This is a genomic window from Kitasatospora sp. NPDC057904 (genome assembly GCF_042887925.1).
GTDB lineage: Bacteria > Actinomycetota > Actinomycetes > Streptomycetales > Streptomycetaceae > Kitasatospora.
In genome coordinates this window covers 815,346-835,555 of the sequence record NZ_JBHVOL010000001.1, presented here as the reverse complement: position 1 = coordinate 835,555, position 20,210 = coordinate 815,346, and the positions used below count along the sequence as shown (strand labels likewise).

Genomic DNA, 20,210 nt, shown 5'->3' with positions numbered 1-20,210 from the left:
ATTTCTGACGATCAGTCAGTGAAGGCTGCTGTCCATGGTGTTCAGCAGCGTGCCGGAGGCGTCGTCGTTCTCCAAGGAGAAGGCGAACATGCCGCCCAGCCCCTTGCCCTTGGCGTAGGCGCCGCGGGCCTGGATGGCCTGCGGGGTGTCGCCGGTCCAGAAGTTGGTGCCGTCGTAGATCCAGCTGCTCTCGGTGACCGGGTCCCAGTGGGTGTTCGCGGCGGTCGGGTCGAGCTCCTTCCAGGCGGCCAGGCCGGCCTCCTGGCTGAGCGGCTTGGCCGCGGTCGGGCCGGTCGCGCTCTGGTACAGGCCGTGGTTCGAGCCGGCCGGGACGCCCGTCCAGCCGCGCCAGTAGAACGGGATGCCGAGGACGAGCTTGTTCGCCGGGAAGCCGCCGGGGATGCCGTACTCGGGGAGACCCGTGGTGTACGCGGCGAGCATGGTGTCCACGTTGTACTTGCGGGTGCCGGGGGTGATCGGCGTGGTCGGGTCGGCCGGGCTGTCGTGCAGCGGGTCCTGGTGGTTGGTCGGGCCCTTGGCGTCCCAGGCGCCGTGCATGTCGTAGGACATGACGTCGGCGTAGTCCAGGTAGGCGCCGATCCTGTCGGTCTCCAGCTGGGCGATCTTGTCCTGGCCGCTGGGCAGGGCGGCGGTCAGCAGGAAGCGCTTGCCCTGGGCGGCGCCGAGGGCGTCCAGCTGGGTGCGGAACTCCTTGAGCAGCAGGGTGAAGTCCTGCTTGTCGGCGGGGGAGTAGTGGTTGCCGGTGTGGCCGCCGGCCGAGGCCGGGTACTCCCAGTCGAGGTCGACGCCGTCGAAGATGCCGGCCGCCGAGGCGGGGCCGCCGGAGGCGTCGCCGGCGACGCCGGTCGGCAGGTCGCCCTTGAGGAACATGTCGACGCACGAGGAGACGAACGCCTTGCGGGAGGCGTCGGTCGCGGCGGCGTCGGAGAAGTACTTGGAGTACGTCCAGCCGCCGATGGAGATGGTGAAGCGCAGGTTCGGATACTTGGCCTTGAGCTGGCGCAGCTGGTTGAAGTTGCCCTTGAGGGGCTGGTCCCAGCCGTCGTCGGTGCCGTCGACGCTGTTCGCGGCGGTGTAGCCGTCCTGGTAGTCGGCGTAGGCGTCGCCGGCGCCGTCACCGGCGTTCGGGTTGCTCTCGTTGGCGGAGTCGGAGGCCTTCACCGCCTGGAAGCAGGTGAACTTCGTCGGGTCGATGTTGGCGAACGCGTAGTGGACGACGTCGAGCTTGCCGGCCGCGCCGCTGGTGTCGACGTTCTTCGGGTAGTACGCGTTCTCGTAGATGCCCCACTGGTCGAAGTAGGCCGAGCGGACGGGCTGTTGGGCGGGCGCGTCGGCGGTCGTGGTGGACACCGGCGCGGACTGGGCGGAGGCGTGGCCGCCGGAGTACGCCTGCACGCTGAAGGTGTAGCCGCTGCGGGGGAGCAGCGAGCTGACCGCGACCGAGGTGCCCATCGAGGTGGCGACCAGCTGTCCGTTGGACCACACCTTGTAGGCGACCGGGCCGTCGCCGGAGGGCAGCGTGGAGGGTTGCCAGGTCAGCACGACGGCGTTGGCGGTGACCTTGGTGACGGAGACGCCGGTGGGGGTCGTGACCTTGCCGTCCCCGGCGGGGCCGCTCGCCGTCGCGGTGGCGGTCGGGGTGGGGCTGCCGGTGCCGGTGGCAGTCGGGCTGCCGGTCGCGGTCGGGCTGGTCGAGGCGGTGGGGCTCGTGGACGCCGTCGGGCTCGTGGACGCGGTCGGGCTGGTCGAGGCGGTGGGGCTGCCGGTCGCCGTGGGGCTCGTCGACGAGGTCGGCCCGGACGGGCCGGTCAGGGTGAGGTCGTCGGCGTAGTAGGTGCCGGTGCCGTACCAGCCGTGGGTGAACACGGTGACCGAGCTGGTCGTCGCCCCGGTGGTGAAGCTCGTGCTCAGCCGGCTCCACCCGGTCGCCCCGGGCGTCCAGGTCGAGGAGTTGACGCCGTCTCCGGTGGCGCCGAGGTAGACGTAGCTGCCCTGCACCCAGCCGGACAGCGTGTAGGCGGTGTTCGGCTGGACGGCGACGGTCTGCCGGCACTCCGCGGTGTCCGAGGCCGACGCCGCCCCGCTGAGGGCGTGGGTCCCGCCGTGCGCCGGGGTGGTGACGACCGAGCCGTTCGAGCAGGTCCAGCCGGCCAGGGTGCCGGTCTCGAAGTCGCCGTTGGTCAGCAGGTCGACGGTCGCGGCGGACGCGGGGCCGAGGGTGAGCGCGAGGGCGGCCGTGCCGGTGGTGAGGGTGGCCGCGAGGGCCAGGGCGGTGGCCCGTCTGCGCGGTGCGGCCCGGTGCGCGTCGGCGCGCGCGGGCATGACGCGGTCGTGCATGCGGTGTGTCCTCCGGATGTGTGGGGGTTCCGGCGGTGCGGTGGCCCGGGTGGGCCGTGGGGAGCCGTGCCGGGCGCTGTGGAGGCGCGCGGGCGGGTGGCGCGTGAACTCGGTACCACAGATTGGACTGGACCAATAATCCGCGTCAAGGGTTCGCCGGTCCCGGCCGCGCCCTCGCCAGTCCCGGCCGGAGCCCGATCCGTCGTGTCCAGCGGCCGGACCCTTCCCGGGTGAGGCTTGCGCGGACCGGTAAGTTGACCGGTACCTCGCAGGCCCGCCGAACGGAGGACTCGCCATGGACAGCCAGGACTGGGACGACCGCTACGCCGCGGAGGAGCTGGTGTGGGGCGTCGATCCCAACCTGTGGGTCGTCCGCGAACTGACCGGCCGCGCGCCCGGCCACGCCCTGGACGTCGCCGCCGGCGAGGGCCGCAACGCGATCTGGCTGGCCGGCCAGGGCTGGGACGTCACCGGCCTGGACTTCTCCGCCGTCGCCATCGAGCGCGCCGAACGGCTCACCGCCGAACTGCCCGACGAGGTCGCCGACCGGCTCACCTGGCGCCACGACGACGCCCGCTCCTTCGACCCGTCGGCCGCCGGCTACGACCTCGTCCTGGTCGCCTACCTCCAGGTGCCCGCCCGCGACCGGCGCGTCGCCCTGCGCCGCGCGGCCGACGCGCTCGCCCCCGGCGGCACCCTGCTGGTGATCGGGCACGACCTGCGCAACCTCGCCGAGGGCGTCGGCGGCCCGCAGGACCCGCGCGTCCTGTACGGCCCGGAGGACGTCCTCGCGGACGTCGCCGACCACGGCCTGACCGTCGTCCGGGCGGAGAGCGTCCTGCGTCCGGTCGGCGGTGATCCCGGGCACAAGGGTCAGGACGACGGCCAGAACGGCGGCGGCACCGCCGTCGACCTGCTGGTCCGCCTGGAGCGGGGTGCCGCGTGACCTCTCCGCTCTCCCGCCGCACCCTGCTCGCCGGCCTGACCGCGGTCGTGCCCGTGCTGCTCACCGGCTGCTCGTCGAACTCCAAGTCCGACTCCAAGAAGGCGGCCAAGGCCGCGAACGCGACCGCCGCCCGCGCGAGCGATCCCGGCGGCGACGCCTTCGTGATGATCATCCGGCACGGCGAGAAGCCGGACGGCAGCACGCCGGGCCTGGACGAGAACGGCAAGCACGACGGCAAGTCGCTGACCGAGCGCGGCTGGTCCCGGGCGAAGGCGCTGCCCAGGCTGTTCGACCCGCCGGCCACCGGGCTCCGCAAGCCCGCCCGGATCTACGCCGCCTCCGACCAGGGCCCGCTCGCCGGCGCGCACCGGATGCGGCAGACCGTCACCCCGCTGGGCGCCGCGCTCGGCCTGAAGGTCGACATCACCTACGCCGAGTCGCAGGAGACCGAGCTCGCCGGGGCGGTGCTGACGGGCGCCCAGCCGGTGCTCATCAGCTGGGAGCACGGGCGCATCCCGCGGATCGTGGAGGCCCTCGGCGCGACGGGCAGCGGCGCGCCGGCGGTCTGGCCGGACCGCTTCGACCTCGTGTGGGTGTTCTCCCGGACGGCCGGCGGCCCGTGGACGTTCCAGGAGGTGCACCAGCACCTGCTGGACGGCGACTCCTGAGGCCCCGCAGAGGCCGGGGGACCGTCTCTTCATCTCGCGTACACGCGCCTGAGGATCCGTCAACTAGCGTGTCGTGCATGAGGATTCGTGTGCTGATCGCCGCCTCGGCGACCGCCGTGGTGCTGGTCGCCGGATGCAGCGGCTCCGGTTCGGAGGACGAACCGGAGCCCGGCCGGTCCACGGCCGCCGCCGCGCCGCCCACCGGAGGGCCACCCGCCGGAGGGCCGGGCGAGCGCCGGGCCGACGGCGCCGAACTGCTCTACCGGGCGGGCGGGACGAAGAGCGCGCAGAACCCCGCGTTCGCCCCGGACGGCGCCTCCGTGCTGGTCACCGAGTTCGCCGAGGGCTACAACAAGGGCGCAGCCGCCCTCGGCGTGCTCCCCGTGGAGGGCGACCGCACGCTGCGCAAGGTGCTGGAGGACCCGGACAAGGCCGCCGTCAACCTCCCGGGCACCAGCTGGAACGCCGCCGCCGACGCCTTCGCCTTCGCCACCGACCGGGACGGCGGCCACGACGAGGTCTGGACGATGAAGCCGGGCGGCACCCCCGAGCGGGTCACCCGGCACGACGACGACAGCGGCTTCAACGAGCCGAGCTTCTCCCCGGACGGCGAGTGGATCGTCTTCCAGCAGAGCTGGGAGCCCGAGCACGCGTCAGCCCACGGCGACAGCGCCGAGCAGGACTCGATCTGGAAGGTCCGCCGGAGCGGCGGCGCGCCCGTGCGCCTCGTCGACGGCAAGGGCACGAAGACCGACAACCGGCAGCCGAACTGGTCCCCCAAGGGTGACCGGATCGTCTTCCAGCGCCGCGACGCCGGCAGCGAGAGCTGGGCCCTGTGGACGGTCGGGGCGGACGGCACCGGGCTGCGCCGGGTCACCGACTCGCCCGGGGAGCACACCGATGCGACGTGGTCGCCGGACGGCCGGCACCTGGTCTTCTCGTCCAACGCCGGCACCCTGGCGAACGCGCAGGTCTTCGTGGTGGCGGCGGACGGCGGCGAGCCCGTCCGGGTGACCAGGAACGACGGCTCCTACGACGGAGCGCCGAGCTGGTCCCCGGACGGGAAGTGGATCGCCTTCGAGTCGTCGCCGGGCGGCGAGTCCAACCCGGCGGCGCTGTGGCGGATCCCGGCGCCGAGCCTGTGAACCCGGCCGGCGCTACCGCGTCGAGATCGTGACCAGCGAGTACTGCACGACCGTCAGGGGCACGCTGACCGTCGAGCCGGCGACGGTGTACGGCACCGGCCCGGGCGCCGGGTCGGTGCCGTCCGGGGAGGCGACGGTCACCGAGGCGACGGCGGCGCCCGCGGGCAGGGCGCAGGAGAGCGTGCAATCGGCGGGCGTGGTGCGGAAGTCGGCCTGGGTGTCGCCGAAGTCGGTGAAGTTCACGAGGTGGACGACGACGTCGCCGCCGAGCCGGCGGGCCTCCAGGAAGATGCGGCGGTCCCCGGCCAGGGTGACGGCCGGCGGCGCGGACTGCCGTACCGGCGCCAGCAGCCGGTCGGCCGAGGCCTGGTCGTTCCCCGTGAGGTAGCTCAGCCCCGGCAGGGCCTTGACGTACCACGCGGTGCCGGCGCCGTACGCGTTCCGGTTGGTGTCCGGCAGTTCGCCCGCCCGGCTCAGCCCGAGGACGTCGGCGAGCGCGAACTCGGCGCGCCGGGCGCCGAGCCCGTCGAGGCCGGTGGGCTCGGGGCCGGTGATCAGGACGGTGCCGCCGGCTCGGACGTAGTCCCGCAGGACGGCCGCCTCCGCGTCCGAGACGGCCTGGAGGTTGGGCAGCAGCACGACCTTGAACCGGGCGAGGTCGGCGGCCGTCAGCCCGGGGCTCGTCACGGTGTCGAACGGGATGTGCGCGTACACCAGTGCCTTGACGGTGCCGCGGAACTCGCCCAGCCACGGCATCGTCGCGCAGCTCATCGTCGGGTCGCCGCCGCCCCACCAGTCGGTGACCCCGGCCGGGGGATCGACGGTGACGTACATCCCGTTGCCCGCGGTGGGGCCGACGTAGTCCCGCGAGGCGCTGGAGTGGTAGACGCCCACCTGGGCGAGGGAGACGGCGTCGAAGATGTGCTCCTCGTTGGCCCGGACGAAGGCGTAGACCCGGGTGCGCATCGCCGCGTCCACGCCCTCGTTCTTGTAGGGCGTCCTGACCTCGTAGGGGTTGCAACCGGTGGCGATCACCTGGGCGAGCACGAGCGAGGCGTCGTCCGGCTGCCAGCCGTAGGAGAAGGCCCACGCGGGCCGGTTGCCGCTGGCGGCGCGGGCGTACTTGTACATCGAGATCAGGCAGGTCCAGTCGGTGGCGGTGGCGTGGCGCATGCCGTCGTAGTTGCCGAGGACGTCCACCTCCCACACCTGGCTGATGCCGGCGTCGGCCTGGCGGAGGTAGGCGCCGTCCAGGCCGATCGTGGTCGCGTAGCGGTAGTCCATCGAGACGGTCTCGGAGAAGACGACCAGGTCGGGGTTGACGGAGCGCGCGGCGGCGGCGATGTCCAGCTGGAACCGGGCGAGGTTGCCGTGGCGCCACTCGACGTAGGCGCGGAAGACCGGGTCGGCGTAGTCGGCGGCCCTCGGCAGGGCGAGCCCGGTGTCGGCCTTGAACGCCGCAGCGCCCCACGTGGAGGCGTCGCACCAGGACAGCACGCCGTCGAAGTAGATCGGAACGTCCGGCCAGATCGCGTCGACGCCCGTCGCGGCGAGGAGCTTGATCCGCTTGAGGTAGTAGTCCCGCCAAGGGGAATCGGGGCTGAGCCAAACGCTCTCGTCGTCCTTGTCGACCCACACCACCACGTTGCCGTAGAAGACGTTCGGCTTGCCGTCGAGGTCGCGCTGGACCCACGCGCCGCCCTCGGCGTTCTTGTAGAAGGACCGGCCCTTGAGGCCGCCGGGGGAGATGACCTCCAGCGAGGGGTAGTACATGACCACTCTCAGGCCGGCGGCGTGCGCGAGGCGGGTGAAGGTCGTCACGTCGGCCATGTGCGCCGCGAACTCGGCGTCGGTGTGCCAGTCGGACAGGATCGTGTCGAGCTCGATCACGCTGACGTTCTGGGCCTTCAGCGCGTCGACGGCCGGCTGCATGTCGGCGGCCTCGTTGAACGTGCCGTCGGCCAGGCGGGCGTGGCGCGCCCACTCGGGCCAGGGCTGCGCCGCGGCGGCCGCACCGGTCGGCACCGGTACGGCGGTGGGCACGGGCGCGGCGGCCCGGGCCCGGCCGGGCAGCAGCCGGACGGTGGCCAGGGCGCCGCCGGCGCCGAGGCCCGCGCGCAGCAGGCGGCGGCGGGTGGGCAACTGTTGGTTTGGTTGTTGGCCACGGTAGGTCATTGTGTCCCTCGAATGAGTGATGATGCGGGCAATTGGGCCTGGCAGTCGGCGGCGCGTGTGAGGGTCGGTAGTCGACGGACTGTCGAGGGGAAGTTGCAACGGTGGGCGGGCGCTGCGTGAAGAAGGGGGAGTTGCGGGCGATCGCTGCGCCTTTCGCGGTCGCCGCGCCTGCCGGTGCGCGGATCCGGGATCGGTTGCGGGTCACGGCCGGGGATGCCGAGGTGCTGCGGCTGGTCGGCCGTCACCTGGGCCGCTACCAGCGGGCGGATCTGGCCGAGCGGGTCGGGATCGGGCAGGCGACCGGGAAGGACACCCGGCGGGCTGGCCGGAAGAAGCGGCTCACGGCCGTCTCCTCCTCCCGGTGGGCCGGTGCCATGACCCGTGTGAGCGAGGACCAGTACCAGCTCGCCGTGCGTTGCCTGTACGAGGAGCGGGCGGGCCTGCGCAGGGCGATCCGCGTGATCGAGAGCCGCCTGGCCGTGCCGTGCGGGAGACGTGAGGGCAGGATCCGGGGCTACGCCGACCAGGACGAGCGGTTCCAGAAGCAGCGGCGGCTGGGCCAGCTCACCGCCCGCCTCGCGGCCGTCCAGGAGCGCATCGACGCGGGACAGCCCTCGATCACGGCCGGCGGTCGTCGGCTGCTCAAGGCCCGGAACAGCCTGGAGGCGGCCCGGCTCACCCCCGAGCAGTGGCGCGCCCGGTGGGAGTCGGCCCGGCTGTTCCTGACCGCCGACGGCGAATCCGGCGCCCCACACGGGAACTACACCATCACCGTTGACCCCGCGACCGGCGAGGTCACCCTCGTGCTGCCCGAGCCGCTGCGCCACCTCGCCAACGCACTCCGGGGACGGTACCGGCTCTCCTGTGCCGTCGCGTTCTCGCACCGCCGGGAGGAGTGGTTGGACCGCCTGAGCGCGAACCGGGCCGTGCGGTACGACATCGTCCACGACCCCGACCGCGACAGGTGGTACCTGGACGCTTCCTGGTCTACTGAGAAGGCCGTCCTCCCGACGCCGGAAGACATCCGGGCGTCCGGACAACGACTCCTGGGCGTGGATCTGAACGCCGACCACCTGGCCGCCTACGTCCTCGACCCGCACGGCAACCCGACCGGCGAGCCGATCAGCGTGCCACTCGACCTCACCGGACCGGCCAGCCGACGGGACGGCTGCCTTCGCGCTGCCATCACCGATCTGATCCGGAACGCCCACACTCATGGCTGCGCCGGGATCGCGATCGAGAACCTCGGCTTCGACGACGCCCGAGCCACCGGCCGCGAGACCATGGGCCGGGGCCGGCGCGGCAAGAAGTTCCGCAAGACCGTCTCCGGCATCCCCACCGGCCGCTTCCGCGAGCGCCTGCGAGGCATGGCCTTCCACGCCGGTCTCGTCGTGATCGCGGTTGACCCGGCCTACACCTCCCGCTGGGGCGAGAAGTACTGGAAGGCCCCGCTCCAGCCCTCGATAACCACTCTCACGGTCACCCGGCACCACGGTGCCGCGGTGGCCATCGGGCGACGCGCCCTCGGACATCGGATCCGGCGTCGGCCAGGTGTGACCCGCGCACGACCGGAGGATCGTGTCGGGAGAGCTACCGGCCAGGCCGCATCCATTCCGAGAGCGTGTGGGACCGCGGGCCCACCCAGGACAGCGAGCACGCCCCGCCGGGGCGACAAGACTCGACCGCGCCACGGTGACCAACTCGCGCTGTTCCCCGACCTCGAAGACCGTTCGCGAGGTCACCGGGCAATCACCGGCCCGGCACGCGGCAGTTTGGCCAACACTGGCCAACAACGCTAAGAACGGTGTTCCTTCGTGCTCGGACATGGTGGTCCCCCAGCAAGGGTCGGCAAGGCACGGAAGAAGGCGGGCCGGGAGGTGCCGCCTGCCCCCGTTCGCTCGCGGCCCTCCGCACCCTCCGTAGGCGACCCTAGGGGCCCGTGTCCGGCCCGTCCCGCCCCGGCCCACCGGCTACGCCAGACGTCCGAGCGCGCGCCGCCCGGGGCGGGCGACCCCGATCGCACGCAATCGGCACGCTCCCTCCTCCCCGGGAGGCTTGACAGCCGGCGTTGCCGCTGGCTATCGCTCGTCAACTCCTTTGCCTGAAACCGGTGTTGGTGTAGCGCGGTGTCGTCAGCCGGTGTCCAGGTCGCGCCGCCGGAACCCGGCCAGCCCGAGCGCGATCAGTGCCGCCGCGACGAGGGTGAGCACGGCGAGCGGCGTCCAGTCCATGGCCGCCGCGGGCAGCCGCGGCACGTGGCCGAACGGGGAGAGCCGGTCGAGGCCCTCGGGGAACCGCAGCAGCGGCCCGAGGTAGCCGATCACGAAGCCGTACGCGGGCAGCAGCCAGGCCAGCGCGGTGGCCCTGGGCAGCCACCCGTACACGGCCGCGGCGAAGCCCACCGTCACCCACTGGGCGGGCGCGAACGCCAGGGCCGCGCCGGCCAGCCGGAGGAACTCGCCGCCGTCGCCGGTGGAGGCGGCCCCCGCGATCCCGAACCCGGCGCCCGCCGCGAGCAGCACGGCCGTCGAGCCGATCAGCGCCGCCGCGATGTGCCCGCCCAGCCAGCCGGCCCGGGAGACGGCGGTCGCGAGCACCGGTTCGACCCGCCCGGCCGTCTCCTCGGCCCGCGGGCGCAGCATCGCGAGGACGGCGTACACGGCGCCGACGACGGCCACCACGAGCATCGTCAGCGCGGCGAAGGAGTCGGCGAGGCTGTGGCCGCCGAGCCGGGCGAGGGCCTCGCGGATCTGGTCGACGTCCTTGAGCATCGAGTCGGCGTTCCCGAGCAGCGAGCCGTACATGGCTCCGAGGAGCAGGAGGGCCGTCGCGAAGCCGCCGATCAGGCCGCGGTGCAGGCGCAGCGCGAGGCCGAGCGGGGTGCCGAGGGCGGCGCTGCCGGTGGGCGGTCCGGGGCGGGTGGCGCGCAGGCCCGCGCCGACGTCCCGGCGGGTGCTCAGCCCGAACCCGGCCGCGGCGACGGCGGCGGTGAGGGCGAGCGCGGGCAGCAGCGGCCACCAGCGGTCGTCGACGAACGGGTAGGTGCGCTGGAGCCAGCCGATGGGGGAGGCCCAGGCGAGGGCGCTGTCGGCGGCGTCGCCGGCCGCGCGCACCGCGTAGGCGGCGCCGAGCACGGCGAGGGCGAGGCCGGAGGCCGTCCGGGTGTGTGCGGTGGCCTGGGCGGTGACGGCGGTGGCCGCGGCGAAGAGCAGCCCGGCGGTGGCGAGCGCCGCGCCGTAGAGCAGGGCGCCGCCGGTGGTGAGGCCGGGGACGCCGAGTCCGGGCAGCCCGGCGGCGAGCAGGAGGCCGAGGGCGAGGTCGGCGGTGGCGGCGGTGGCGAGCGCGGCGGCCAGGTGGGCGTGCCGGCCGACGGCGGCGGAGCGGACGAGTTCGGCGCGGCCGCTCTCCTCCTCGGCCCGGGTGTGCCGGGTGACGGTCAGGATGCTCATGAGCGCGACGAGGACGACGGTCAGTCCGAGCATCCGGTGGCCGAGCATGGCGCCCCACGTGTAGTCGGCGAGGTAGTGCCGGGGGCCGGTCATGGCGAGGACGGCGGGGTTCGCGGAGGCGTGGCCGATCGAGGCGCGGTCGGCGGCGGTCGGGTAGACGGTGTGCAGGCTGTTGGCGGTGCCCAGGGTGAGCAGGCCGAGGCCGAGCACCCAGGCGGGCAGCCGGACGCGGTCGCGGCGCAGGTCGAAGCGGAGCAGGGCACCGGTGCCGGCGAACGGGCCGCGGGCGGCGGGGCGGTGCCCGGCGGCGGTGGTGCGGCGGGTGCCGGGGGTCGCGGCGGTGGAGGTCATCGTGCGGCTCCGGCGTCCGCGCCGGGCGCGCCGGGGCGCTCGGCGGCGAGTTCGTCGCCGTAGTGGCGCAGCATGAGCTCCTCCAGCGTGGGCGGGTGGCTGACCAGGCTGCGCAGTCCGGCCTCGCTCAGCCGGCGGACGGCGGCGTCGAGTTCGGCGCCGTCCACGGCGAAGCGCACCCGGGCGCCGTCGGTGCGCACGCCGTGCACGCCGGGCAGCGCGTCGAGGCCGGTGACGGGCCGGACGGTCTCGGCCTCGACGGTGGTGCGGGTGAGGTGGCGCAGTTCGCCGAGGGTGCCGCTCTGGACCACCCGGCCGCGCCGGATGATGCTGACGCGGTCGCCCAGCTTCTCGACCTCGTCGAGGACGTGGCTGGAGAGCAGGACCGTCCGGCCCTGGTCCTTGGCCTCGCGGACGACGTCCTGGAAGACGACCTCCATGAGCGGGTCGAGCCCGGAGGTGGGTTCGTCGAGGAGCAGGAGCTCGGCGTCGGAGGCGAGGGCGGCGACGATGGCGACCTTCTGCCGGTTGCCCTTGGAGTAGCTGCGGCCCTTCTTGGTGGGGTCGAGGTCGAAGCGCTCGACGAGCTCGTCGCGCCGGCGGCGGTCGGGGCGGCCGCGCAGCCGGGAGAGGAGGTCGATGGCCTCGCCGCCGGTGAGGCCCGGCCACAGTTCGACGTCGCCCGGCACGTAGGCGAGGCGGCGGTGCAGCTCGACGGCGTCGTGCCAGGGGTCCTTGCCGAGCAGCCGGACGGTGCCGCCGTCCGCGCGCAGCAGGCCGAGCAGGATCCGGATGGTGGTGGACTTCCCGGCGCCGTTGGGGCCGAGGAAGCCGTGCACCTCGCCGGTCTCGACGTCGAGGTCGAGGCCGTCCAGCGCGGTGGTCCGGCCGAAGTCCTTGCGGAGGCCGGAGAGGGCGATTGCCTTCGTCATGTTGTCGAAAGTACCGTAGTTTCAGAAAAACGTGAATATTGGGAAGGCGTTAAAGTTCCCTCGGAAGATCGTCGGAAGATCGACAGCGGATTCGGGACGGTGTGCGGTGGCGGAGCGGGACCAGGAGAAGGCGGACTTCGTCGAGCGGTTCGCGGCCGACCTGGTGGTGGCGGGCATGGCCCGGATGCCCGCGCGGATCTTCTCCTGCCTGATGGCCGAGGAGAGCGGCGTGCTCACCTCCGCCGAGCTCTCCGAGCGGCTGCGGATCAGCCCGGCGGCCGTGTCGGGCGCGATGCGCTACCTGACCCAGGTCGGGCTGGTCTCCAAGGAGCGCGAGCCCGGATCCCGGCGCGACCGCTACCGGGTGCTGAACGACGTCTGGTTCGAGTCGCTGACCCGGCGGGACGAGATCATCATGCGCTGGATCCGGGTGCTCAAGGACGGCGAGTCGGTCGTCGGCGCCGGCACCGCGGCGGGGCGGCGGCTCGCCGAGAGCGCGGAGTTCTTCGAGTTCATGATCGACGAGCTGCACGGGATGCTCGGCCGCTGGCGCGTCGAGCGGGCCCGGCGGGCGGCGGCCGGCGAGGGCGCGCACTAGCGCCGAAGGATCCCACAACTACCCACTGCGTGACGGCAGTTCACCCAAGGACACCCCGAACGGCGGTCCGCTGCGCTACCACTGGCCGCATGGACGACGACGTGGTGCCCATTCCCGACCACCTCACCATCCGGGTCACCCACACCGACGACCCGGTCTCCGCCGTGGCCGGCCTGGAGGCGTGGGAGTCGCGCGAACGCTATCCGGACCTGCTCATGATGCCGCCGGTCTTCGGCTCGATCGAGCGCACGCCCGAGGGGGCCTGGCGGATCCTCTGCTTCCACGCGGGCACGCCGCAGGGCGCCCGCGACGACCTCGGGCACGTCTTCCGCTGCTGGGCGCACGGCGAACCCGGCGGCCGGTGGGCCGCCCCCTGGGACATCACCGACGCCGAGCGCGCCGCCTACACCGCCGCGTACGAGCGGCTGGAGTGGGAGAAGCTCGACGAACTGGCCGTCGCCGGGCGGCAGTACCGGGTCTTCCGCGCCGAACAGGTGCTGCGCGGGGGCCCCGAGGGCGTCGAACCGCCGCGCCCCACGGACCCGGACCCGGCGCCGGTCGGCCGGGGGCACCGGGCGCCGTCCCGGGTCGACGGCTACGTGATCGACCCGGCCGCGGCCGTCTCGCTGGTCGACGGCATCGTCCGGCTCGACCTCATGACCCTGGTGCCGAGCGGCCGTTCGATCACCGAGGAGGTCCGCGAGGACGCCAGGCAGGCCTCCGCGCTTCACCCGAACGTGTTCGTGCTGCCCGTGCACTGCGCCGTCGCCGAACAGCGTGACGGGCGCTGGGGCCCGATGACCGGTGCCTGCGAGACCCCGCAGGCCGCCCGTGACACCCTGGCCGCCTACCTGCGCGAGTTCGCGCCGATGACCGACCCCGGTCTGGGCGAGGACGAACTCGCCGCCTACGCCGCCGCGGCCGACCGACTGGACGCACTGCGGGCCAACACCGTCGAGGCCGCCGGGCGCCGCTTCCAACTGGTGCGCGTCGAACCGGTGGTGCGGCTCGGCCCGGACGGCCCGGAGCAGCCGCGCCCGTCGGACCCCGACCCGGACCCGCCGATCATGGTCCAGGAGGCCCGCGACCGCGCGGCGGGGCTGCTGCCCGAGGACGAGCAGGACTGAACCGGGCGCGCACGTTTGCCGGGGTGGAGGGGAACCCCCGTCTCCCCTCCACCGCCGGAGACCGTGGTCAGGTGCGGTGCCGGCCACCCGGAGCCCGTGGGGTGGCTGCGGGTGGCCGGCGGCGCATGCAATGCGCGCATGCGGCACCTTCGTCCGCCGACCGGACGGAGCCGGGACCTGCCCCCGTGTCGCGGCGGGACGGCCCCCGTGTACTGCCCGTCCACGCCTTGCAGGTCCTCACCGTCCGGTGCGGCGTCGCGACCGATCGTGCATACACGGACCCCGGTCTGTCAAGGATGCTTGATGAGAACGCCGTTCAGCCGACTTCTCGTCACGTATGATTGACGACGCTGGACCCGACACCGCGAAGGAGTGCACAGGAAGATGGCCGAGGACACCGCGGCTCACCGCCGGACCATCGCGGAGCGACTCACGCACCTCATGAGCACCGGACACCCCGACGGCACCGGCCCGCGGGACTACCACGCGGTGGAGCAGGCCAGCCAGGAGTACGCGGAGCGGTACCCCGGCAGCCCCACGATCAGCCGTCAGACGGTGCACAACCTGCGCAACGAGCGGGTCGCGAACCCGGGCATCAACAGCCTGACCGCGCTGGCGAACGTCTACCGCGTGCCGATCTCGTACTTCCTCTCCGAGGGGGAGGCCGCCGGCGGCACGCCCGCACCGGACCCGGACATGGTGCTCCAGCGCCTCGACGGCATCCTCAAGGTGCTGCAGCCCGACACCGCCGCGGCCCTCGACGACGACGCCCGCGTCGCCGTCCTGACCGCCAGGAACTGCCCGATCGGCCGCGACGCCCTCGACGGCCTGCGGGCCGGCCGGTGGGACGAGCGGCTGCGCCTGCCGCTGGACGAACTCGCCGCCAGGATCAGCCTCCCGGCCGGGTACTTCGTCGACCACCGCATCCCCGCCGCGGACCCCAACGACCTGCTGCTGCTGGGCGCGCTGAAGGCCCAGGGGGCCAGAGGCATCGCCCTGCGCCAGGTCGCGGGGCTGCCCGAGGACGCCTTCCAGGCCCTGTCGCCCATGCTGGACCTCCTGAGCAAGGCCGATCCGCGCCGGCGCATGTGAACGGGACCCGCCCGGCGGGACCGGGCGGGCCGATTCGTTAGGCTCCCCTCCACGCGGTCCTCGACCGAGCGGCCAGGGCGAGCCCGATCAGCGTCCGGGGGATGGCGTGCCGTTTGTCCGATGGAAGCAGAACGAACGCCTCTGGGGGCCGGAGTTGAACGACAAGGACCTGCGAAAACACTGCGCGGACGTGGTGGCCCGGATCGACCTCCCGAGCCCCTTCAGCATCAACTCGCTCGTCGACAGCGTCGAGCGGCAGCGCGGCCGCGGGATCTCGCTCGTCCCGATCCCCCTGCCGGTCCGCCAGGGCAGCCCCTGCGGCCTGTGGGTGGCCACCGACGACGTCGATTACGTCCTCTACCTCGCGGACACCAGCCGGGCCCACCAGGAACACATCGTCATGCACGAGCTCGGCCACATGCTGCTCGGCCACGGCTTCAGCGAGGCCGACCAGGACGAGGCCGCCCGGCTCCTGATGCCCACCCTCGACCCGCGCTTCGTGCAGTCCGTCCTCGCCCGCTCCGTCTACACCTCGCAGGAGGAACGGGCCGCCGAGTACGTCGCCTCCCTCCTCCCGCTGCGGGCCGGCCGCGCGCCCTCCCGCACCAGGCAGGAGGCCGTCAGCCCCGGGATGGCCAACCTCGTCCGGCACATCGGCGCGGCCCTGGAGCGCAATTCGCGCTAAGGTCGAGCCCCGTGCTGCTGCTCACCGTCGTCTACGCCGTACTCGCGGTCATCACCTGGACCGCTTTCTTCTACAAGGTCCGCGACCTCGTGCGCGACTGGCGCAACAGGGAACTCCAGATCCTGTGCCTGTCGATCGCCACGTTCGCCGCGCCGTTCGTCCTGGCCTCGCCCCACGTCTACATGGGGATCGACCGCCTCCTCGGCGTGCCGAACATCGCGACCCTGATCATCTACGTCTGCGTGGCGGTGTGCGTCTCCGGGTTCATCGCCCTGCTGGTGTCCTGGTCCTCGGCCCAGAGCGGGATGAGGGTCCGGCACTGGCTGGGCGTGGGCTACTCGCTGACGACCATCGCCGCCATGGCCGTCTTCTTCTTCCTCGGCAACGTCGACGGCGTCGAACACCCGGTGGACTTCGACGTCACCTTCGCCGATGTGCCCTACATCTCGGTCTTCCTGCTCAGCTACCAACTCCTCTTCACCACCAGCATGGTGATGCTCATCGTGCTGTGCCGCCGCTACGCCGCGGCGGTCGACCGTCCGTGGCTGCGCCGGGGCCTGCGCACCGTCGCCCTCGGCGCGTTCTTCGGCCTCGGCTACGGCGTGCCCAAGATCCTCAACATGCTCTGGGACCAGGTCGCCACCTCGCCCCTGCACACCGTCAGCAGCATCGGCGCCCCGCTGTCCGCCAGCGTCTCGGCCCTGCTGTTCTCCGTCGGCTTCACCATGCCCGCGTGGGGGGAGGGACTGGACCGCCTGCGCGAGATCGCGGTCTCCTACCGCGCGTACAAGCGCCTCTACCCGCTCTGGCACGACCTCGCGACCGCCTTCCCGGAGCTCGTCCTCCTCCCGTCGAACGACCGTCAGCAGCCCTGGTCCGCCAAGGCGCTGCTCGCCCGGCCGGCCATCGGGATCCGCGAGGGCCGGATGACGCTCTCGCCCCGCGGCGGCCGGCAGGGGGACGACCAGCAGGCCGACGGCCTCCAGGACCTCGACCTGCTCGTGGCCCGCCAGCGGGTGGAGATCCGCGACGCCCAGCTCCGGCTGCGCCCCTACTACACGGACACGGCCGCGAACGCGGCGCGGGACCTCGCGCGGGAGCGGGACCTCGCACCCGACGAGGTCGAGGCCGCCGTGGAGGCCGCCCAGGTGAGCGTGGCCCTGCGGACGCACGCTGCCGGGGCTCCCGTGCCGCCCCCGGCCGCCGGCCGCCACGAGCCCGCGGCCGTCGACCCGGCCGAGGAGGTCGCCTTCCTGGTCAAGGTCGCGGTCGCCTACCGGACCTCTCCGATAGTCGCCACCGTCACCGAACGCTTCGGTGCCGCAGGGTCGTTCGACGCCGGGGTCACCGCCCCATGACGGAAGCCGCCATGACGGACGCCGACCTGCCCTCCGACGGGACGCTGTTCGACGGGACGCTGCTGACCGACCCGCACACGGGCTACGCGCACCTGCGCACGGCCTGCCCGGTCGTCCGCACGACGACGCCGGACGGTGCGCCGGTGTGGCTCGTCACCCGCTACGAGGACGTGCGCGCGGGGCTCGCCGACCCGCGGCTGTCGCTGAGCAAGTCGACGTCCACCAGCAGCGGCACGCACGGCGCCTCGATGCCGTCGGCGCTCGACGCGCACCTGCTCAACATGGACCCGCCCGACCACACCCGGGTCCGCCGCCTGGTCGCGCCCGCCTTCACCGCCCGCAGCGTCGCCCGGCTGCGACCGGCGATCGAGCGCCGCACGGCGGAGCTCCTCGACCGCTTCCAGGGCGGTTCGGCCGACGTCATGGGGGACTTCGCGACGCCCCTGGCGCTCACGGTGATCTGCGACGTGCTCGGCATCGCGGAGGAGGACCGCCGGGACTTCCGGACGTGGACGGACGCCCTGCGCTCGCCCGCCCCGGATGCGGCGCTCGCCTCCCGCCGGGCCCTGAAGGACATGCACCGCTACCTGGTCGGCCTGATCGCCGGCAAACGGGAGCGGCCCGGCGACGACCTGCTCACGCAGATGGTGTCGGCCCACGAGGACGGCGACCGGCTCTCCGAGCCCGAGCTCGTGGCCCTCGCCTTCCTCCTCCTGTTCGCCGGGTACGACAACAGCGCGAACCTCGTCGGCAACACCGTCCTGGCGCTCCTGACCCACGAGGAGGTGCTGACCGCCCTGCGGTCGGGCGGTCTCGCCGTCGGCCGGGTGGTCGACGAGGTCATGAGGTGGAACAGCCCGTCCATGCTCGCCTCCCGGCGCTTCGCCCGGGAGGACCTCGACATCGGCGGTGTCCGGATCGCCGTCGGAGAGCGGATCTGGATGTCCCTCACCTCGGCCAACCGGGATCCGCAGCAGTTCGACGACCCCGGCCGGTTCGACCCGGGCCGTTTCGATCCGGCTCGCCACGACGTCGGCCGTTTCGATCCGGCCCGGCACGACGCCGGCCGGCCCGAGGGCGGGCACCTCGGTTTCGGCCACGGCATCCACTACTGCCTCGGCTCGGCGCTCGCCCGCCTGGAGGCCGGGATCGCCGTCGAGGCACTCGTCCGGCGCTTCCCGTCCCTGCGCGCGGCGGACCCGGACGCGGCCGTCACGTGGTGCGAGTCCTTCCGCAACCGGGGGCCGCTCGCACTGCCCGTCACCTGGTGACCGTTACCTGGTGACCGTTAGCGGTGCACGACAGCGCTTCGCCCCGCCGAGCGGGAACCCGGCGGGGCGAAGCGCTGTCGACGGCTGTTCCCGCCTCAGTGGCCGGACGGGGCCGCCGAGGGGGAGACACCCGCGCTCGGCGTCGTCGTCGGCGCGGCGCTCGGGGTGGTGGTGGCGGTCGGTGTCGCCGTGGCGCAGCCGGGGGCCGTCGGGGTCGCGCCCGGGGTGGGCGTGCCGCTCGGCGTGGCCGTCGGGGACGGGGTGCCGGTGGGCGTCGCGGTGGCCGTCGTGGTGGGCGTCGCCGTGGCCGTCGGGGACGGGCAGGCGGTGGGGGTGCCCGTGGGCGTGGGCGTGCCGGTCGGGGTCGCCGTGGGCGTCCCCGTGGGCGTCGCAGTGGCCGTGGCCGTCGGGGACGGGCTGCCACTCGGGGTGGCGCTCGGCGAGGTCGAGCCGCTGGGCGTCGGCCGCGGGTCCGCCGTGGGCGTCGGCTGGCCGGTCGGGTTCGGCTGCCCGGTCGGGTTGGGCTGGCCGGTGGGGTTCGGCTGGCCCGTCGGGTTCGGGGTCGGCGGGACGGGCGTGGGCGGCTGCGCGCTCGGCGAGGGCTGGGGCTGCGGCTGGACCGGCGTCGTGCCGGGCGTCGTCCCGGTGCCGGTGCCGGTGGTGGTGCCCGTGCCCGGCAGCGGGAACAGCGGGAGGGACGGCAGCGGCGGGAGGAGCGGCAGCAGCGGGGCCGGCCGGTCCGGGGAGGTCGTGACGGTGCCGCTGCCGAAGTGGGCCATCCAGTTCTTGACGGTCCGCAGGTACTCGCCCGAGTAGTTGTAGCTCAGGATCGCCCGGTCGAGCTGGGCCGGGTCGGCGAGGTCGCGGCCGTTGGCGCACAGGTAGCGGCCGGCGGCCTCGGCGGCGTCGAAGATGTTGTTCGGGTCGGCCTTGCCCTTGCCCTGGGTGTCGACGCCCCAGGTCGCCCAGGTGGACGGGATGAACTGCATCGGCCCGACCGCGCGGTCCCAGCGGGTGTCGCCGTCGAAGCGGCCGCCGTCGGTGTCGGCGATCGCGGCGTTGCCGCCGGTGCCGTCGAGCACCGGGCCGAGGATCGGGCGCAGCGTCGTGCCGACGGCGTCCACCTGGCCGCCGTCGGCCTGGCCGGACTCGACCTGGCCGATGCCGGCGAGCAGTTGCCAGGGCAGGTGGCAGCCGGGGGAGCGGGTGGCGAGCGAGGCCTCGGCCTGCTTGTAGGCGGCGAAGACGGTCGCCGGCAGCGAGGCGCCGGTGGCGGCGAACGGGCCGGCCCCGGGCACGCCGGGGATCGCGCCGGGCGGCTGGGGCAGCGGGACGGTGCCGCCGCCGTCGGCGGGCGAACCGGTGCCGAGGCCGGGGATCGTCGGGCCGCCCGGGGTGCCGGGGGCGGTGGACGCGGTGCTGTCGCCGGACTGCGCGGTCACGGAGTCGGCGGCGGCGACCGGGGCCAGCCCGAGGCTGGTCATCTGGGAGCCGGTCAGGGCCGCGAGCGCGGTGAACGCCGCCGCCGTCCCGGTGACCCGCTTGCTCAGCCGCACCTTTCGCCCGTTGTCCGCGCTGACGAACCTCGCCGTCATGCCGTGCCCCTCCCCGTGTGCCTGTCCGATCGTCCCGCTCAACGGACGGGTGGTCATCATCGTGCCTGCCGGTCCATGCCAATCCCGTCCCCGGGATGATTAGTATCACGACGATCCGACCGCACCCGAGTGTCCGGCGGGCGTCCGAGGTCGCTCCGCCGCGTTAACGTCGCACGTCCCGGGCACGGCGCGGCAGTTGGCAGCGGCCCGGTCGTGCGCGCACCGGTGCCGAGCCGGCGCACCCGTGGGGCGGACCGGCGGTCCGGGGCACGGGGTGGTGCGTGCGCGGCCTTCCGAGCGCCCCGGCGCCGCCCGCGGGCCACCCCTCTGACCAGCCGGGATCGCGGCGGGCCGGGGGCCGTTCTCTACCAGGACGGGCGTCCCGGCGCCAGTCCGCGGCCCCAACTGGTCCCTGGACGGGTGATGTTGTGATGAAAGTGGGCATGCCAGGAGAGCCGGA

At 73.7% G+C, this 20,210-nt stretch carries 15 protein-coding genes; 10 read left to right on the top strand and 5 right to left on the bottom strand.

All coding sequences use genetic code 11. The features are described 5' to 3' along the window. Positions 1–15 precede the first annotated feature (15 nt). A complete protein-coding gene (locus tag ACFVSN_RS03910) occupies positions 16–2,358 on the bottom strand; it encodes a glycosyl hydrolase family 18 protein (RefSeq protein ID WP_387953639.1) in 2,343 nt (780 codons plus the stop codon). Positions 2,359–2,653: 295 nt separating this feature from the next. On the opposite strand from ACFVSN_RS03910, the gene ACFVSN_RS03905 reads away from it, so the two are divergent. The 3 genes from ACFVSN_RS03905 (at position 2,654) to ACFVSN_RS03895 (ending at position 5,117) form a co-directional block, all read left to right on the top strand. Further along, a complete protein-coding gene (locus ACFVSN_RS03905; RefSeq protein ID WP_387953637.1) occupies positions 2,654–3,304 on the top strand; it encodes a class I SAM-dependent methyltransferase in 651 nt (216 codons plus the stop codon). Then, on the top strand, positions 3,301–3,972 hold the full coding sequence (locus ACFVSN_RS03900; RefSeq protein ID WP_387953636.1) for a histidine phosphatase family protein: 672 nt from the start codon (positions 3,301–3,303) through the stop codon (positions 3,970–3,972). The genes ACFVSN_RS03905 and ACFVSN_RS03900 overlap by 4 nt, the downstream gene beginning before the upstream one ends. A gap of 77 nt (positions 3,973–4,049) precedes the next feature. After that, positions 4,050–5,117, top strand: a complete 1,068-nt coding sequence (locus ACFVSN_RS03895) for a TolB family protein (RefSeq protein WP_387953634.1) — start codon at positions 4,050–4,052, stop codon at positions 5,115–5,117. 12 nt (positions 5,118–5,129) lie between these two features. Here the strand turns inward: ACFVSN_RS03895 and ACFVSN_RS03890 are convergent, their stop codons facing one another. Further along, complete coding sequence (locus ACFVSN_RS03890) at positions 5,130–7,259, bottom strand: hypothetical protein (protein ID WP_387953633.1); 2,130 nt, start codon at positions 7,257–7,259, stop codon at positions 5,130–5,132. A gap of 227 nt (positions 7,260–7,486) precedes the next feature. On the opposite strand from ACFVSN_RS03890, the gene ACFVSN_RS03885 reads away from it, so the two are divergent. Beyond that, a complete protein-coding gene (locus tag ACFVSN_RS03885; RefSeq protein WP_387953632.1) occupies positions 7,487–9,091 on the top strand; it encodes a hypothetical protein in 1,605 nt (534 codons plus the stop codon). Positions 9,092–9,424: 333 nt separating this feature from the next. On the opposite strand, the gene ACFVSN_RS03880 is transcribed toward ACFVSN_RS03885, so the two are convergent. Beyond that, entirely contained in the window at positions 9,425–11,092 is a 1,668-nt protein-coding gene (locus ACFVSN_RS03880; RefSeq protein WP_387953630.1) for an ABC transporter permease, read from the bottom strand. After that, the gene (locus tag ACFVSN_RS03875; RefSeq protein WP_387953629.1) at positions 11,089–12,024 is read right to left on the bottom strand and encodes an ABC transporter ATP-binding protein; all 936 of its coding nucleotides are present in this window, start codon (positions 12,022–12,024) and stop codon (positions 11,089–11,091) included. The genes ACFVSN_RS03880 and ACFVSN_RS03875 overlap by 4 nt, the downstream gene beginning before the upstream one ends. A 106-nt stretch (positions 12,025–12,130) precedes the next feature. On the opposite strand from ACFVSN_RS03875, the gene ACFVSN_RS03870 reads away from it, so the two are divergent. The 6 genes from ACFVSN_RS03870 (at position 12,131) to ACFVSN_RS03845 (ending at position 18,155) form a co-directional block, all read left to right on the top strand. Beyond that, the gene (locus tag ACFVSN_RS03870) at positions 12,131–12,622 is read left to right on the top strand and encodes a GbsR/MarR family transcriptional regulator (protein WP_387953628.1); all 492 of its coding nucleotides are present in this window, start codon (positions 12,131–12,133) and stop codon (positions 12,620–12,622) included. An 89-nt stretch (positions 12,623–12,711) separates the two neighbouring features. Beyond that, positions 12,712–13,749 (top strand): DUF5954 family protein, encoded by a 1,038-nt coding sequence (locus tag ACFVSN_RS03865; RefSeq protein ID WP_380508074.1) that lies wholly within the window; start codon positions 12,712–12,714, stop codon positions 13,747–13,749. 384 nt (positions 13,750–14,133) lie between these two features. Beyond that, a complete protein-coding gene (locus ACFVSN_RS03860) occupies positions 14,134–14,841 on the top strand; it encodes a hypothetical protein (RefSeq protein WP_380440265.1) in 708 nt (235 codons plus the stop codon). A gap of 106 nt (positions 14,842–14,947) precedes the next feature. Further along, complete coding sequence (locus tag ACFVSN_RS03855) at positions 14,948–15,526, top strand: hypothetical protein (RefSeq protein ID WP_359958570.1); 579 nt, start codon at positions 14,948–14,950, stop codon at positions 15,524–15,526. Positions 15,527–15,537: 11 nt separating this feature from the next. Beyond that, positions 15,538–16,884, top strand: a complete 1,347-nt coding sequence (locus tag ACFVSN_RS03850) for an MAB_1171c family putative transporter (protein ID WP_387953627.1) — start codon at positions 15,538–15,540, stop codon at positions 16,882–16,884. An 11-nt stretch (positions 16,885–16,895) separates the two neighbouring features. Next, positions 16,896–18,155 carry a cytochrome P450 gene (locus tag ACFVSN_RS03845; protein WP_387953625.1) on the top strand — a complete coding sequence of 420 codons (1,260 nt, stop codon included), beginning with the start codon at positions 16,896–16,898 and terminating at the stop codon, positions 18,153–18,155. A gap of 95 nt (positions 18,156–18,250) precedes the next feature. Here the strand turns inward: ACFVSN_RS03845 and ACFVSN_RS03840 are convergent, their stop codons facing one another. After that, positions 18,251–19,750: a lytic transglycosylase domain-containing protein gene (locus tag ACFVSN_RS03840; RefSeq protein ID WP_387953623.1), complete on the bottom strand. Its 1,500-nt coding sequence runs from the start codon at positions 19,748–19,750 to the stop codon at positions 18,251–18,253. Positions 19,751–20,210: the final 460 nt, after the last annotated feature.